12 protein-coding genes are annotated in these 15,851 nt (G+C 75.6%); 9 read left to right on the plus strand and 3 right to left on the minus strand.

Annotation, left to right across the window (positions count from 1 at the left end):
• Window positions 1–124: 124 nt before the first annotated feature.
• From MOV08_RS10670 to MOV08_RS10680, 3 genes are all read left to right on the plus strand, one after another.
• Complete coding sequence (locus tag MOV08_RS10670; RefSeq protein WP_275307232.1) at window positions 125–556, plus strand: MarR family winged helix-turn-helix transcriptional regulator; 432 nt, start codon at window positions 125–127, stop codon at window positions 554–556.
• Complete coding sequence (locus tag MOV08_RS10675) at window positions 553–2,016, plus strand: MFS transporter (RefSeq protein WP_275307233.1); 1,464 nt, start codon at window positions 553–555, stop codon at window positions 2,014–2,016. The genes MOV08_RS10670 and MOV08_RS10675 overlap by 4 nt, the downstream gene beginning before the upstream one ends.
• A gap of 100 nt (window positions 2,017–2,116) precedes the next feature.
• Window positions 2,117–2,674, plus strand: a complete 558-nt coding sequence (locus MOV08_RS10680; protein WP_275307234.1) for an isochorismatase family protein — start codon at window positions 2,117–2,119, stop codon at window positions 2,672–2,674.
• On the opposite strand, the gene MOV08_RS10685 is transcribed toward MOV08_RS10680, so the two are convergent.
• Both MOV08_RS10685 and ggt read right to left on the minus strand, forming a co-directional pair.
• On the minus strand, window positions 2,655–4,169 hold the full coding sequence (locus MOV08_RS10685; RefSeq protein ID WP_039631555.1) for an amidase: 1,515 nt from the start codon (window positions 4,167–4,169) through the stop codon (window positions 2,655–2,657). The two genes, MOV08_RS10680 and MOV08_RS10685, sit on opposite strands and share 20 nt — an antisense overlap.
• Before the next feature lie 171 nt (window positions 4,170–4,340).
• Window positions 4,341–6,164, minus strand: a complete 1,824-nt coding sequence (gene ggt, locus MOV08_RS10690; protein WP_275307235.1) for a gamma-glutamyltransferase — start codon at window positions 6,162–6,164, stop codon at window positions 4,341–4,343.
• 241 nt (window positions 6,165–6,405) lie between these two features.
• On the opposite strand from ggt, the gene MOV08_RS10695 reads away from it, so the two are divergent.
• The 6 genes from MOV08_RS10695 to MOV08_RS10720 all read left to right on the plus strand — a co-directional run bounded on the left by MOV08_RS10695 (window position 6,406) and on the right by MOV08_RS10720 (window position 14,342).
• Complete coding sequence (locus tag MOV08_RS10695; RefSeq protein ID WP_275307237.1) at window positions 6,406–7,152, plus strand: hypothetical protein; 747 nt, start codon at window positions 6,406–6,408, stop codon at window positions 7,150–7,152.
• Window positions 7,153–7,202: 50 nt separating this feature from the next.
• On the plus strand, window positions 7,203–8,303 hold the full coding sequence (locus MOV08_RS10700; RefSeq protein ID WP_275307238.1) for a calcium:cation antiporter: 1,101 nt from the start codon (window positions 7,203–7,205) through the stop codon (window positions 8,301–8,303).
• A 322-nt stretch (window positions 8,304–8,625) separates the two neighbouring features.
• Window positions 8,626–10,887 carry an MMPL family transporter gene (locus MOV08_RS10705; RefSeq protein WP_275307240.1) on the plus strand — a complete coding sequence of 754 codons (2,262 nt, stop codon included), beginning with the start codon at window positions 8,626–8,628 and terminating at the stop codon, window positions 10,885–10,887.
• A 111-nt stretch (window positions 10,888–10,998) separates the two neighbouring features.
• Window positions 10,999–11,979, plus strand: a complete 981-nt coding sequence (ligD, locus tag MOV08_RS10710) for a non-homologous end-joining DNA ligase (protein ID WP_275307242.1) — start codon at window positions 10,999–11,001, stop codon at window positions 11,977–11,979.
• A 351-nt stretch (window positions 11,980–12,330) separates the two neighbouring features.
• Window positions 12,331–13,389, plus strand: a complete 1,059-nt coding sequence (locus tag MOV08_RS10715; protein ID WP_039631563.1) for a glutathione S-transferase family protein — start codon at window positions 12,331–12,333, stop codon at window positions 13,387–13,389.
• A gap of 86 nt (window positions 13,390–13,475) precedes the next feature.
• Complete coding sequence (locus MOV08_RS10720; protein WP_039631565.1) at window positions 13,476–14,342, plus strand: AraC family transcriptional regulator; 867 nt, start codon at window positions 13,476–13,478, stop codon at window positions 14,340–14,342.
• A gap of 60 nt (window positions 14,343–14,402) precedes the next feature.
• Here MOV08_RS10720 and MOV08_RS10725 read toward each other — a convergent pair whose 3' ends face one another.
• The gene (locus tag MOV08_RS10725) at window positions 14,403–15,743 is read right to left on the minus strand and encodes an aminotransferase-like domain-containing protein (RefSeq protein ID WP_275307243.1); all 1,341 of its coding nucleotides are present in this window, start codon (window positions 15,741–15,743) and stop codon (window positions 14,403–14,405) included.
• Window positions 15,744–15,851 lie beyond the last annotated feature (108 nt).

Raw genomic sequence — 15,851 nt, forward strand, 5'->3', positions numbered from 1 at the left:
GCGGCGGGCGGGGACCGCCGGGGGCGTCGGGGCGGTCGGCCGCGCGCGCCGCGGGGCGGGACCACGGCGCGCAACATGACAGATAAACTTGCAAGTCTTCCTGTCATGAATCTATGCTCGCACCATGCCCGACAAGGACCAGGAACGACTCGCCACCGACCTCGGCGCGACCGTGTCCCTGCTGATGCGCCGACTGCGCGCGGCCTCGCCGCAGGGCGAACTGACCCCCACCCAGCGCGCGGTGGTCGCCCGGATCGACGCCGACGGACCGTCCACGATCGCCGCGCTGGCCCGCGCCGAGCTGGTGCGCCCGCAGTCGATGCGGATGACCGTCGGCGCGCTGGAGGAGCGCGGGATCCTCGCGCGCAGCCCGCACCCCACCGACGGCCGCCAGGTGGTCTTCTCGCTCACCGACGAGGGCCACCGGGTGCTCCGGGACGTCCGGGCCGCCAAGAACAACTGGCTCGCGGTGGCCCTCGCCGAGCGGCTGACCGCCGAGGAGCAGCGGACGCTGGCGGAGGCGACCGCGCTGATACGACGGCTGACCGAGGAATGAGCGCCCCCGACGCGCCGGACCGGGCCGGGGACCGCACCACCGGACCGGCCCAAAGGACGCCCCAACTCCCCTCCGGCGAGGCGGGTTTCGGCGCCCGCCTGATGACCCCGCTGCTCCTGGGGTCGCTCCTCAACCCGATCAACTCGACCATGATCGCCACCGCGCTGGTGGCCATCGGCCAGGACTTCCGGGTCGGCGCCGCCGACACCGCGTGGCTGGTCTCGGCGATGTACCTCGCCAGCGCGGTGGGTCAGCCGTCGCTGGGCCGGGTCGCCGATCGGATCGGGCCACGGCGGGTCTTCGTCGGCGGCACCGTCGCGGTCTGCGCGGCGGGCCTCCTCGGGGCGCTGGCGCCGACCTTCACGCTGCTGATCGTCTCGCGGGTCGTCCTCGGCGTCGGCACCGCGGCGGCCTACCCGGCGGCGATGGCGATGCTGCGCGCCGAGTCACTGCGGGTGGGACGGCCCACGCCCCGGGCCGTGCTCGGCCGGATCTCGCTGGCCGCGCTGGCCAGCGCGGCGGTCGGGCCGACGCTCGGCGGACTGCTCGCCGCCACCGCGGGCTGGCGGGCGGTGTTCGCGGTCAACATCCCGCTCGCGCTGCTGGCGCTGGTCAGCGGCCTGGTCTGGCTCCCGCCCGACCGGAACGGCCGGAAATCGACCACCGCCGACGGGGCCGGCGGCGCGACCCGCGGCTCCCTCGACCCGTTCGGGATCGCGCTCTTCGCGTCCGCGCTGACCTGCGCGATGTTCTTCCTGCTGCGACTGGACGCCCCGCGCTGGCCGCTGCTCGCGCCGACCGCGGTGCTGGCCGCCGTCCTGGTGTGGTGGCAGCTGCGCCATCCGCAGCCCTTCATCGACCTGCGGATGCTGGCCCGCAACCGGGCGCTGGCGCTGACCTACCTGCGGCACGGGCTGGCCTATCTGCTCATCTACTGCGTGCTCTACGGCTTCAGCCAGTGGCTGGAGCAGGCGCACGGCTTCTCGTCCTTCCATGCCGGGCTGGTGCTGCTGCCGATGTCCGGCGCGGCGGCGATCTGCTCGCTCGCCGGCGCCCGGACGAAGGGCATCCGCGCCCCGCTGGCGGTCGCCGCGGCCTGCCTGATCGCCGGCAGCGCGGTCCTCGTGCTGCTGCGCGGCACCAGTCCGCTGCCGGTGCTGCTGGTCGCCGCCGCGCTGTTCGGCATCCCGCAGGGGCTGGCCTCCACCGGCAACCAGGCCGCCGTCTACGCCCAGGCCCCGGCCGACGGCGTCGGCGCGGCGGCCGGGCTCCAGCGCACCGCCCAGTACCTCGGCGCGATCACCGCCGCCAGCCTGATCGGGCTGCTCTACGGGCAGCGCGCCACGGACGCGGGGCTGCACGCCATCGCGCTGCTCGGCGCGGCCCTCGGCGTACTGCTCCTGGCCCTCACCCTCGCCGACCGGTCGCTGCGCACCACCGGCAGCCGGACCGTCGGCTGATCCCCTCGGTCCCCGAACCCGAACCCCTGAGCCTCTGGGCCTCTGGGCCCCCTCATGCTCTGACGCCCCCTCAATTCCCCTTTCGCCACGAGGAGTCACGATGTCTGCCAGCACCCTGGACCCGACCACCGCGCTGGTCCTGATCGACCTTCAGAAGGGCATCACCGGACTGCCGACCGTCCATCCCGCCGCCGAGGTGGTGGCCCGCGGGGCCCGGCTGGCCGCGGCGTTCCGCGCCCACGGACTGCCGGTGGTCCTGGTGAACGTCACCGGCGGCGCGCCGGGCCGCACCGAGGCCGGCCGGGCCAGCGGCACCGGTACCCCGCCGGCCGACTGGGCCGAGCTGGTCGCCGAACTCGACCGGCAGCCCGACGACGTCCTCGTCACCAAGCAGCGGTGGGGTGCCTTCCACGGCACCGAGCTGGACGCGGAGCTGCGCCGGCGCGGTGTCACCCAGGTCGTGTTCGCCGGGATCGCCACCAGCATCGGCGTGGAGTCCAGCGCCCGCGCCGCACACGAGCACGGCTACCACGTCACCGTCGCCGTCGACGCGGTGACCGACCTCGACGCGGAGGCGCACCGCAACAGCGTGGAGCGGATCTTCCCGCGGCTGGGCGAGACCGACACCACGGAGGCGATCATCGGTCTCCTGGGCTGAGGTCGGCGGCCGATGCGGCGGCCTGCCGCGGGGGCCGCCGCTCGTGCCAGCGCAGGGCGTCCTGGAGCTGGGCGGCCAGCGAGATCAGCCGCGGTTCGCCGTGCGCCGGGCCGAGCAGTTGGGCGCCCAGCGGCAGCCCGTCCGCGCTGAAACCGGCCGGGACGCTGACGCCCGGCCAGCCCAGCACGTTCCACGGCCAGGCGTACGGGCAGGCCGCGATCATGGCCTTGTCGGTCTGCCAGCCGCTGAGCCTGGCGAGGGCGCCGACGCGCGGCGGCGGGGTCGCGGTGGTCGGCGTCAGCAGGACGTCGTAGGAGCCGAACAGCGCGCCGATGCGGTGCTGTTGACGGCGTTCCACGGCGCGGGCCCGGCGCAGCGGCAGCCCGCCGAGCAGCCGGCCCAGCCGGGCCGCCTCCTGGGTGCGGCGGTCCAGCAGCCGGGGGTCGGGGACCCGGGCGGCCCACTCGCCGACACCGGCGGTGGCGCGCGGCAGGAAGGCCAGCCCGACCATCCCGTAGTCCGGTTCGGCCTCCTCCACGAAGTGGCCCAGGCCGGCCAGGGTGCGGGCCACCGCGGTCACCGCGGCCCGGACGTCCGGGTGCAGCGACTTGCGGGTGAAGGTGGCGGCGGCCTTCCAGGACAGCGCGATGCGCAGCCGCCCGGGGTCCCGACCGGCGGCCTCGCGGGCCGCGATGGCCGGCGGCCGGTGCAGGTCCCCGTCGTGGTTGCCGCTGGCGACGTCCAGGAGCAGCGCGGCGTCCTCGACGGTGCGGGCCAGCGGGCCGATGCCGGTGATGCCCTGGAACGCCTCGGGGTCCGGCCAGGTCGAGATCCGGCCGCGCTGGGGTTTGATGCCGACGAGGTGGGACCAGGCGGCCGGGATCCGGACCGATCCGGCGCCGTCGGTGCCGAGCGCGGCGGGGACCAGGCCGGCGGCGACCGCGGCGGCCGAGCCGCCGGAGGAACCACCGGGGGTGTGCGCAAGGCTCCAGGGGTTGCGGGTGTCGCCGAAGGCCGGGCCCTCGGTGAACGGCCACTGGCCCAGTTCGCAGGCGTTGGTCTTGCCGACGATGATCGCGCCGGCCAGGCGCAGCCGCCGGACCACCTCGGAGTCGTGCGGTTTGGGCGGGAACACCCCGGCGCAGCCGAACGCGGTGGGTTCGCCCGCCACGTCGGTGTCGTCCTTGACCGCGACCGGCACGCCGAGCAGCGGCAGCCGCTCCCCGGCGGCGAGCCGGCGGTCCGCCTCCGCGGCCTCGGCGAGCGCAGCCTCGGCCCGCACCCGGCGGAAGGCGTTGATGGTGTCCTGGCTGGCCGCGATGCGGTCCAGCGAGCGGTGCACCAGGTCGGTGGCGGTGACCCGCCCGTCGGCCAGGGCCTGGGCCTGCTCGGCGAGGCCCTCCCACTGTCCGTCCAGGCGGCCGGCGGGCCCCGGGCGGTGCGGGCGTTCCGGGGACGGTCCGGTCCGGCGTTCCTGGCTCTCGTCGACACTCACGCTGCGTGCCCTCCCTGGGACCGTTCGTTCGAACGAGCGGTCCCAGGAGGCTAATCGGCTCAGCGGGGGGCGGCAACGACGCCGCGCGGCGCGACACGGCGACGACACACGGACGGCACACACGGCCCGTCCGGGTGTCGCCGGCGGCGCCGACCGGCCCCCGCTGGGGCGTTACGGCGCGGGGTGGACGACCATCGCGGAGCCGCCGCCGCGCCGGACCTTCTCGGCCGCCGCGAGCCAGCGGCCGTCCGGCAGCCGCTGCACGCCGGTGGCCGCGCCGATCTCCGGGTTCAGCTTGAAACTGTGGCCGAGGGCCTCCAGTTGCCCCCGCAGCGGGCTGTCCCACAGGGCCGGTTCGAGCTCGGTGGCGGCGGCGTTGCGCTGGCTGGCGCGCGGTGCGGCGATGGCGTCCACCAACGGCATGCCGCGGTCGAGGTGGTTGACGAGGGTCTGCAGCACGGTGGTGATGATGGTGGCGCCGCCGGGCGAGCCCAGCGCCAGCACGGGGGTGCCGTGGCGCAGCACGATGGTCGGGGAGATGGACGAGCGGGGCCGCTTGCCCGGGCCGGGCAGGTTCGGGTCGTGGACGGCCGGGTTGGCCGGCGCGAAGGAGAAGTCGGTGAGTTCGTTGTTGAGCAGGAAGCCGCGGCCGGGGACGGTGATGCCGCTGCCGCCGGTCTGCTCGATGGTGAGGGTGTAGGAGACGATGTTGCCCCACTTGTCGGCGACGGTGAGGTGGGTGGTGTTCTCCCCCTCGTACGTCGTCGGGGCGGCCGGGCCGGTGGTGCCGCAGGGCGTCGGGTGGCGCGGGTCACCGGGTGCGAGCGGGCTGGTGAGTGCCTTGCCGTCGTTGATCAGGCACTCCCGGGAGGCGGCGAACCGCTTGGAGGTCAGGCCCTTGACCGGGACGTTCTCGTAGGCCGGGTCGCCGACCCAGCGGCCGCGGTCGGCGAAGGCGATCCGGCTGGCCTCGATGTAGCGGTGCAGGAACTGCTTCTCGGTCAGGTGCGAAAGGTCGCTCTTCTCCAGGATGTTGAGCGCTTCGGCGACGCTGGTGCCGCCGGAGGAGGACGGGGCGATGCCGTAGACGTCCAGGCCGCGGTAGGTGGTGTGGGTCGGCGCGTGGCCGAGCGTCCGGTACGCGGCGAGGTCGGCGGTGGTCAGGGCACCGGGGCGGATCTTGCGGGTGCTCCCCGCGCGGACCGGTGGCCGCTGGACGGTGCGGACGACGTCCCGGCCGATCGCGCCGTGGTAGAGGGCGCCGACGCCCTTGCGGCCCAACTCCTGGTAGGTGCGCGCCAGATCGGGGTTCTTCAGCGTCGAGCCGACGACCGGGAGCTTGCCGCCGGGCAGGAAGAGGGCGGCGGTGGCCGGGAAGTCGCGGAAGCGCGCCTCGTTGTCGGCGGTCTGCTTGCGGAAGGTCGGATCGACGGTGAAGCCCTTCGCGGCGAGCTGCTCGGCGGGCTTGAGGACCTGTGCCAGGGAGCGGCTGCCCCACTTCTTGAGGGCGCTGTCCCAGGTGGCCGGGGTGCCGGGGGTGCCGATGCTGAGTCCGCTGGTGACCGCGTCGTCGAACGGTATGGGCTTGCCGTTCTCCAGGAAGAGGTCCTTGGTGGCGGTGCGGGGGGCGGTCTCCCGGCCGTCGAGGGTGCGGATGGTCTTGGTTCTGGCGTCGTAGTAGACGAAGTAGCCGCCGCCTCCGACGCCGGCCGAGTAGGGCTCGGTGACGCCGAGGGCGGCGGCGGTGGCGACCGCCGCGTCGACCGCGTTGCCGCCCTTGCGGAGCACCGCGATGCCGGCGGCGGAGGCGTCCGCGTCGACGCTGGCGACCGCCCCGCCGTAGCCGACGGCGACCGGGGTCTTGGCGGGGGTGCTGCCGGGGGCGGCAGGGCCGGGCCGGGGTGCCGCGGTCCGGGCGGCGGCCGGGACCGCCATCAGGGAGCCGGCCAGCGCGGCGGTGACTCCCAGGACGGTGAGACGTCGGGCGTTCGACATACCTGGACTTCCTCCTAGGGCGGTGCAAGGGGGGCGGCAGGGGCCGGAGCCTACCGGCGCCAACGGCGCGCCGACAGGGGGTATTTCGAGTGCCGACCGCTGTTCGGAGGGGCGGTCGGCGGGCCGGGACGGTTCGGGCCGAGCCGTGCGGTCCCGCCGTATCCATACGGACCGGGACAAGCCGTACGGTCCGGCGGGCCGCCACCGAACACCAGCCCGACAGCGGCTACGCTCGCCCGCCATGGATGACACCCTGCTGCTGCTCCTGACCGCGGCGGTGGCCCTCCTCGTGGGGCTGGCCGTCGGCTGGGCCGGGCTCTCCGCGGTCACCCGCCGCAAGCGCACCCGCGAACAGGGCTTCTTCGGGCTGCCCGACGGTTCCGAGTGCGTCCTGGTCACCCACCGGGACAGCGCCTCGGCGCAGTGGAGCATCCCGCGGCACGACGCGCTGGCGCTGCTGGGACTGGCCTCGGTGATCGAGAACTGCGGCGCGCACCCGGAGGTCGCCCCGCACGACACCGGGCTCCAGGGCTTCGGGGCGCGCACCGAGTTCTGCGTCGGCGACCCGACCGCGCACCGCCGGCTGGCCGCGCACATGGCGAACCTGCTGCCGGGCGTCGCGGTCCACCCGGGTGACGCGACGGGCGCCGGCCGGGGCGCCCTCACCGTCGGCGGGACGACGTACCGGCTGGAGCCGGGAGCGGTGGAGTACGTGCTGCTGGCCCGGCTGACGGCCGGGGAGGGCGGCCGGCCGGTGTTCCTGGCGGCCGGTCAGCGGCCGGTCACCCACCGGGCCGCGGTCCGCCATCTGGTCCGCAACCGGTCCCGGCTGGCCCGCCGGTACGGCGCGGACGGGCAGTTCGCGCTGCTGCTGAAGGTGGTCAACTCGCAGGCGTACGGGCCCGATGTGGTGGAGCTGGTGGCCGACGCCAGCAAGGCGGCGCTGACGCCGGCGGAGACCAAGGGGCAGCACCGGGCGACCGCCTGAGGCCGCTTCACCGACGGGCGGGGGTCCGACTTCTCTGCCAAGCTCGGGGCATGACTCCCCGCCCGCGCACGCCCTTGGTGCACTGGACCGGTGTGCTGCCGGTCGCGGCGGTGGTGCTGCTGGCCCTCATCTGGGGCCGGTCGCTGCCCAGCGCGCTGGTGGGCACGGCGTCGCTGTTCCTGGCCGCGGCGGTGCTGGCCGCGGTCCACCACGCGGAGGTGATCGCGCACCGGGTGGGCGAGCCGTTCGGGTCGCTGGTGCTGGCGGTCGCGGTGACCATCATCGAGGTGGCGCTGATCGTCACGTTGATGGTCGACGGCGGGGAGAAGAGCGCCGGGCTGGCCCGGGACACGGTCTTCGCGGCCGTCATGATCACCTGCAACGGCATCGTCGGGCTCTGCCTGCTGGTCGGTGCGCTCAAGCGGCGGGTGGCGGTCTTCAACGCCGAGGGCACCGGGGCGGAGCTGGCCTCGGTCGCCACGCTGGCCGGGCTGAGCCTGGTGCTGCCGTCCTTCACCACCACCACGCCCGGGCCGCAGTTCTCCGGTCCACAGCTGGTCTTCGCGGCGAGCGCCGCGCTGGCGCTGTACGGCCTGTTCGTCACCACCCAGACCATCCGGCACCGGGACTACTTCCTGCCGCTCACCACGGCCGGCGAGGTGATCGACAGCGAGGACCACGCCGACCCGCCGACCCTCAGGGCCGCGCTGGGCAGTCTCGGGCTGTTGGTGCTGGCGCTGGTCGCGGTGGTGGGGCTGGCCAAGGCGGTCTCGCCCACCATCGAGTCCGGGGTGGCCGCGGCGGGCCTGCCGTCGTCCGTGGTCGGCGTGGTGATCGCGCTGCTGGTACTGCTCCCGGAGACCATCGCGGCGGTCCGCGCGGCCCGCCGGGACCGGATACAGACCAGCATCAACCTCGGCCTGGGCTCGGCGATGGCCAGCATCGGCCTGACGATCCCCGCGGTCGCACTGGCCACGATCTGGCTCAAGGGTCCGCTCGTCCTGGGCCTGGGGGCCAGCCACATGGTGCTGCTGGCGCTCACCGTCGTCGTCGGCACCCTGACGGTGGTGCCCGGCCGGGCCACCGTGCTCCAGGGCAGCGTCCACCTGACGCTGCTGGCGGCGTACCTCGTGCTGGCGGTCAGCCCCTGAGGGGACGCGTGGGCCGCGCGTCGTCCACGACAGCGGGAGGCGGGCGGCGACCCGAGGCCGGCCAGTGACACAGAGTGATCCGGGCGTGAGGGTCGTCACTCTGCGCTCCGAACCCCCACTCGATGGTTTATCGTTCAATTGGCAGCGTGCCCCATGGGCCGCGCCCCGCGATCCGCCCCGGTCGGGTTCCCCCGTCCGGCCGGGGCTTCCCCCCTCCTCCCGGCCCGGTACGGCGGCCTCCGCCCCCGTACGCCCGCCGCCGGACCACCCGTCTTGCCCGCCCCGCATGCCGCCGCGCCGGAACGCGCCTTGAATGCGAGGCATGTCGTTGCCGAATGCGCCGGGCCGCCGGCGGCCCGAAGGGGCCCTGGGGCGCCTCGGGGAGTGGTGTGCCCGACACGCCGTGACCGTCGTCGTGCTGTGGCTGGTGGGACTGGCCGGCGTCCAGATACTCCAGCGGACGTTCGGCGGGGCCCACGCCGACGACTTCTCGCTGCCCGACGCCCGGTCCACCCGGGGGCGGGCGGTCCTCGCCGCGCACCAGCCTGCCGCCGGCGGATTCGCCGGCCAGGTGGTGCTGCACGCCGGCCGGCCGCTGACCGGCCTCGCCGGCCCGATCGCGCGCGCCACCACCGACCTGGCCGGGCTGCCGGGCGTGGCGTCCGCGCAGGGCCCGCTGCCGCCGTCCGACGCGCCGCACACCGGGCCGCGCCGGGCCGACGGCCGGACCGGGTACCTCACCGTGCGGTTCCGGGAGCCGCCGGGGAGCCTGCGGCCGGAGGTCCTGCCGGGCGTGGACCGGGCCGTGGCGCCGCTGCGCGCGGCGGGCGTCCAGGTGGAGTACGGCGGGGCGCTGGGCGACCTGGCGCGCCCGGGCACCGACGACCGGCTGAGCGAACTGCTCGGGTTCGCGGTGGCGGGGCTGGTGCTGCTGGCCGGGTTCGGCAGCGTGCTGGCCGCCGGGGTGCCGCTGCTGACCGCGCTGATCGGCGTGGTCTGCGGGCTGGGCTGCCTGGGGCTGCTGGCCGCCGCGTTCACCTTCGCCGCCGTCTCCCCCACCCTGGCCACCATGATCGGCCTCGGCCTGGGCATCGACTACGCGCTGTTCCTGATCACCCGTCACCGGCAGCTGCTGCGGGACGGCGTGGACCCGGCCGTGGCCGCGGGTCGGGCGGTGGCCGGCAGCGGGCGGGCGGTCCTGGTCTCCGGCGGGACCGTGCTCGTCGCGCTGGCCGGGCTGGCCGTCACCGGCGTCGGCTTCCTCGCCGCGCTGGCCGCCGCGGCGGCCCTCACCGTGGTCACCGCGGTGCTCGGCGCGCTCACCCTCGTCCCGGCCCTGCTCGGGCTGCTCGGCCGGCGGATCGACCGGTTCCGGGTGCGCCGCCCGGTCGCCGCGGCCGGGGAACCCGGCGCCGGGGCGCACCGCGGGCTGCGCGCCGCCCGGCGGGTGACCCGTCATCCGTGGCCGCATCTGGTGGGCGGGGTACTGGTGCTGGCGGTGCTCGCCGTCCCGGCGTTCTCGATGCGGCTGGGGCACCTCGACGACGGCACGGACCCGCCGTCGGCCACCGGCCGGCGGGCGCACGACCTGGTGTCCGCGGCGTTCGGTCCCGGTGCGACCGGGCCGCTGACACTGGTCGTCGACCGGAGCGCGGTACCGGAGGCCGACCGCCCGGCGCTGGCGGACCAGGCCCGGCAGGTCCTCGGGCGGATCCCCGGCACCACCGCGGTCACCCCGCTCCGGGCGTCCCCGGACGGCGCGGTGCTGTCCGCCACCGCCTATCCCGCGCACTCCCCGCAGGACGCGGAGACCGCCGCGCTCACCCGCCGCCTGGCGGACTCCGTGCTCCCCCGGGCCCTGCGGGGTTACGACACCCACGGCTATGTCACCGGTGCCACCGCGACCCAGGTGGACTTCCGGGACCTGATCGCCGCCCGGCTGCCGCTGATCCTCGCGGTGCTGGTCTGCCTGGCCTTCCTGACCGTCCTGGTCGTCTTCCGGGGCGTGCTGGTCGCGGTGCAGGCCGCGGCGGTCGCCCTGCTCTCGCTCGCGGCGTCGTACGGGGCGGTGGTGGCGGTCTTCCAGTGGGGGTGGGGCGGCCCGGCGCTGGGGGTCGCGGGCCGGGTACCGGTGGAGGCCCATGTGCCACTGCTGATGTGCGCGCTCGCCTTCGGGCTGAGCATGGCCTACGAGATCTTCCTGCTGTCCCGGATCCACGCGGGCCGGCCGCGGCACCCCGACCCGGCGGAGGGTGTGGCGCAGGCGCTGGCCGGCACCGCCCGGCTGATCAGCTGCGCCGCGCTGGTCCTGGCGGGGGTCTTCGCGGCCTTCCTGCTCAGCGACGACGCGGTGGCGAAGATGCTCGGGCTGGGCCTGGCGGTGGGCGTGCTGATCGACGCGACGGTGGTGCGGCTGCTGCTGGTGCCAGCGGCGCTGGCGCTGCTGGGCCCGCGGGCCTGGTGGGTGCCGTGGTGGCTGGACCGGGCGCTGCCGGTGGTGGATGCGGAAGGGGCGGCGCGACCGCGGCCCCGACCGCCGCGGGCCGCGGAGCCGGTGGGGCAGGCGGGGGCGGCGGAGCACTGACCGCGGAGCCCACCGGGGCCGGCCGGATCGGGCGGCGGCCCCGTCGCGGTGCGGCCGCGGCCCCGTCGCGCCCGGCCTGCGGGGACCACCGCCTCCGCCGATCATCGGAGTATGGCCCCCACCCCCGGGGGCGGCGGCGCGGCCCCGCCCCCGTATCCCGTGATCCGGCCGATGCTGGCCGTGCTCGGGCCGCTGCCGCCCGAGCCGGAGCAGCCGGCCTGGGCGTTCGAGGCCAAGTGGGACGGGGCCCGCTGCATCGTCAACGTCTCCGACGACGGCACCGTGCGACTGGTCACCCGGGCCGGCAACGACGTCACCACGAGCTATCCCGAACTGGGCCCGCTCGGGCGGCAACTGCGCGGCCGGCCCGCGGTGCTGGACGGCGAGGTGGTGGTGCTGGACCCCGCCGGCCGGCCCGACTTCGGGCTGCTGCAGCGGCGGATGGGCGTGCTCAACCCGCGCCGCACCGCCCGGCTGGCGATGGAACTCCCCGTTCAGCTGGTGCTCTTCGACGTGATGTATCTGGGCGGGCCGCTGCTGGACGCGCCGTACCACGAGCGGCGGGCGGTGCTGGCCGGGTTGGGGCTGGCCGGACCCAACTGGTCGGTGCCGGGGTACGTGGCGGGCCACGGCCACCAGGCATGGGAGGCGGCGCTGCGCGGTGGTCTGGAGGGCGTGATGGCCAAACGGCTGTCCTCGCCGTACCTCCCCGGGCTGCGCTCACCCGACTGGGTGAAGACCAAGTACCAGGAGACGCTGGACGTCGTCATCGGCGGCTGGACGGAGGGACACGGGGCGCTCGGCGGGCTGCCCGGGTCGGTGCTGGCGGGTGTACAGGAGCCGGACGGGCTGCGGTTCGTGGGCGCCGTGGGCTCGGGGCTCTCCGACCACGAGCGGCGGGAGCTGGCGGGCTATCTGAGCGTGATCCCGCTGGACCACTCGCCGTTCGTCAACGACGTGGAGCTGGCGGGGGTGCACTGGGCGGAGCCGCGGCTGGTGGCCGAGATCGCCTTCAGCGGGTGGACGTCGGCGGGCCGGCTCCGGCATCCGGTCTGGCACCGACTGCGGCCCGACCTGACCTGGCTGGGCTGACCGGGGCCGGTCGCACCGCGCCGGGCAGGGCCCCCGGAATGCCGCGAGGACCGGCATTCCGACGGAGCCGTCCGGCGGATTCCCCTCGACCGCCGGCAGCGTCGCCGGAGGCCATCGTCGGCGCCAGCAGCGCAACGCCGGCGAGGGCCGCTCCCCCACTCGCCCGATCACCGGACGATGACAGGTGAATCCCGTCCATCACCGGCGAGTTGGAAAATCCCGCAGCGGCGAATCCTCCGGGCACTACGTCAGGACCGGCCGTGCGCCGGGCGGCTGACATACCGGAGAATTCCCGACGGCCCGGGAAGGATCCGGGGGACGCCGCCCCCGCCCCGACGGAAGGAACCCGCGATGCCCGGCCCCGCCCCCGAGCCCTCCCCCGACTCCGCGCCGGCGCCCGACGGCGTCGGCGACCGCGCGTCCGGCCGCCGTCCCTTCACCCGCTCCCGCAGCCACTTCGCCGACCGCGTCACCGCCGACGGCCGCGACGGCTGGCCGGTGGCGGCCGGCCGCTACCGGCTGGTGGCCAGCCGCGCCTGCCCCTGGGCGAGCCGCGCGGTGATCTCCCGGCGGCTGCTGGGCCTGGAGGACGCGCTGTCGCTGGCCCTCGTCGACCCCCTCCAGGACGACCGCAGCTGGCGGTTCACCCTCGACCCGGACGGCCGGGACCCGGTCCTCGGCATCCGCTTCCTCAGCGAGGCGTACGACGCCCGCGAGACCGGCTACCCCGGCGGCGTCAGCGTCCCGGCCCTCGTGGACGTCCCCAGCGGGAAGCTGGTCACCAACGACTTCCAGCAGCTCACCGTGGACTTCGCGACCGAGTGGACGGCGCTGCACCGGCCCGGGGCGCCCGACCTCTACCCCGAGGCCCGCCGCGCGGAGATCGACGAGGTGATGGCGGACGTCTACCGCGACGTCAACAACGGGGTGTACCGGGCCGGTTTCGCCCCCGACCAGGACGAGTACGACGCGGCCTTCGGCCCGCTCTTCGACCGGCTGGACCGGCTCGCCGACCGGCTGTCGGACCGGCGCTACCTGGTCGGCGACACGCTCACCGAGGCCGACATCCGGCTGTTCACCACGCTCGTCCGCTTCGATCCCGTCTACCACGGCCACTTCAAGTGCAACCGGTTCAAGCTCGCCGAGGACCCGGTGCTGTGGGCGTACGCCAAGGACCTGTTCCAGACGCCCGGGTTCGGCGACACGGTGGACTTCCACCACATCAAGCAGCACTACTACCGGGTGCACACCGGCATCAACCCCACCGGCATCGTCCCGCTCGGCCCGGACCTCTCCGGCTGGCTGACGCCGCACCACCGCGAGGAGTTGGGCGGCCGGCCGTTCGGCGACGGCACGCCGCCGGGCCCGGTCCGCCCGGGCGAGGAGGTCCCGCCGTCGGGGCGCCCCTGACCACCCGACCGGAGCGGGCACCGCATGTCGGGTGCGGCAGAGTGGACCTTCCCTAGCGTGAGGAACCGAAAGGGAAGGAGACCGAGGTGCTGGAGCGGCTGAACGAGGCCATGGAGCACATCGAGGCCCACCTCGACCAGCCGGTCGGGGCGGGCGAGCTGGCGCGGATCGCCATGACGTCGGAGTACCACTTCCGGCGGATGTTCTCGGCACTGGCCGGAATGCCGCTGTCGGAGTACCTGCGGCGCCGGCGGCTGACCGTCGCGGGCGCCGAGGTACTGGCCGGCGAACGGACGCTGCTGGACGTCGCGGTGCGGTACGGCTACGGCTCGGGCGAGGCGTTCGCCCGCGCGTTCCGCAGCATGCACGGCGTGGGCCCGGGCGAGGCCCGGCGGACCGGTGCGGCGCTGCGCTCCCAGCCTCGGATGGCCTTCCGCCTCATCGTCGAAGGGAACAGCACCATGCAGTACCGGATCGTGGCGAAGGACGAGTTCCGGGTCGTGGGCAAGAAGGCCCGGGTGCCCCTGGTGTACCACGGGGTCAACCCCGCCATCGCCGCGTTCGTCAAGGGCCTGGGCCCGCAGACCCGGCGGCGGATCGAGGAGCTGTCCGACCAGGAGCCGAAGGGGATCGTGTCGGTCTGCGACGACCTCGACCCCGGTCGCGCCGAGGGCAGCGAACTCGACTACTACCACGCCGTGGTGTCGAACGCGCCGGTCCCCGGCGACCTGGACGCGCTCACCGTCCCGGCCGGCACCTGGGCGGTCTTCACCAACACCGGGCCCTACCCGCAGGCACTCCAGACCCTGTGGGGGGACATCTACGCCCAGTGGTTCCCGTCGAACCCGTACCGCAGCCGGCCCGGCCCGGAGATCCTGCGCGTGCAGGCGTCGCCGGACGGGACGGGGGCGACCGCGGAGCTCTGGATACCGGTGGAGCGGACGTCGGTGTGACGGAACGGGCCCGACCCGCCAACCCACCTCCGCACAACGTCTGTTGAAGTTCGTCGGCGGCTACTCCGCGCCGGCGTCCTCCGGGGTCCGGCGGGCCAACCCGGCCAGCACGTCGAGGGCCTCGGCCAGGACGTCGAGGGGCGGCGAGGACAGCGCCAGCCGCACCGCGTTGGGGACGTGCCCGGCACCGGCGGCGAAGGCGCCGGACGGGGTGACCGCGATGCCGCGGCGGGCCGCGGCGGCCACGAAGGTGTCCGCCCGCCAGGGCTCGGGCAGCTCCCACCAGCAGTGGTAGGAGTGCGGGTCGGTGCGCAGCCGCTGGCCGGCGAGGCGCTCCGCGGCGAGCCGCTGGCGGGCCGCCGCGTCGGCGCGCTTCTCGGCCTCGACGGCGGCGGCGGTGCCGTCGCCCAGCCAGCGCACCGCCGCCTCCAGGGCGAAACCGGACGGCGTCCAGGCGCCGGAGCGGAGCGCCGCGGCGAAGTCGGGGGCGTCCGCGCGGTCCGGGGGCACGAGGAACCCGAGCGTCAGCCCGGGGGCGAGCCGCTTGGAGAGGCTGTCGACGAGCACCGTGCGCTCCGGCGCGAGGGCGGCGAGCGGCGGCAGGTCGGGGCGGAGGAAGCCGTAGACCGCGTCCTCGACCGCGCAGAGGTCCAACTCGCCCATCGTGGCGGCGAGTTCGGTGCGGCGCGCGCCGGGCATGGTGGTGCCGAGCGGGTTGTGCAGCGCCGGTTGCAGATAGACCGCGCGCAGCGGGGCGGCGGCGCGCAGCGCGTCCGGGGTGACCCCGTGCTCGTCCATCGCCAGCGGGACGAGGGCGATGCCGAGGCGGGCCGCGATGCCCTTGACGACGGGGAAGGTGAGCGCTTCGACGCCGAGGCGCTCCCCGGGCGGGACCAGGGCGGCGAAGGCGGCGGCGAGGGCCTCCCGGCCGCTGCCGGCGAAGAGCAGCCGGTGGGCGTCGGGGGCCCAGCCGGCCCGGGCGAGGTGTGCGGCGGCGGCCCGCCGGGCGGCCGGGGTGCCGGCGGCGGTGCCCGGGCGGAGCGCAGCGGCCCGCGCGTCGCCCTGCTGGAGCAGTTGGCCGAGGCTGCGCGCGAGGAGCGCGTCGTGCCCGGGCAGGACGGGGAAGTTGAGCTCCAGGTCGATCCGGTGGCCGCCGGGTTCGGCCAGCGCGGGCTCGGTCGCCGGGGGCGCCGTGCGGACGAAGGTGCCGCGGCCGACCTCTCCCACCGTCAGGCCGCGGCGGCCCAGTTCGCGGTAGACCCGGGCCGCGGTCGAGTCGGCGATCCGCCGCCGCCGGGCGAACCGGCGCAGCGGCGGCAGCCGGTCCCCCGGGCGGAGCCGGCCCTGGGTGATGGCCGCGGCCAGCTCGTCGGCGATGGCACGGTAGTCCTCCCCCGTCATTGTTGCTCCCCTCCCCGACATTGCACCGAGCGCATTGTTTCTATTGTGCCGAGACAATGCCTCTCATAGCATCGAGCCGTCAACTCCCCGACGCAGCAGGGCCGCAGG

Source organism: Streptomyces yunnanensis (assembly GCF_029011865.1).
GTDB classification, from domain to species: Bacteria; Actinomycetota; Actinomycetes; order Streptomycetales; family Streptomycetaceae; genus Streptomyces; species Streptomyces yunnanensis.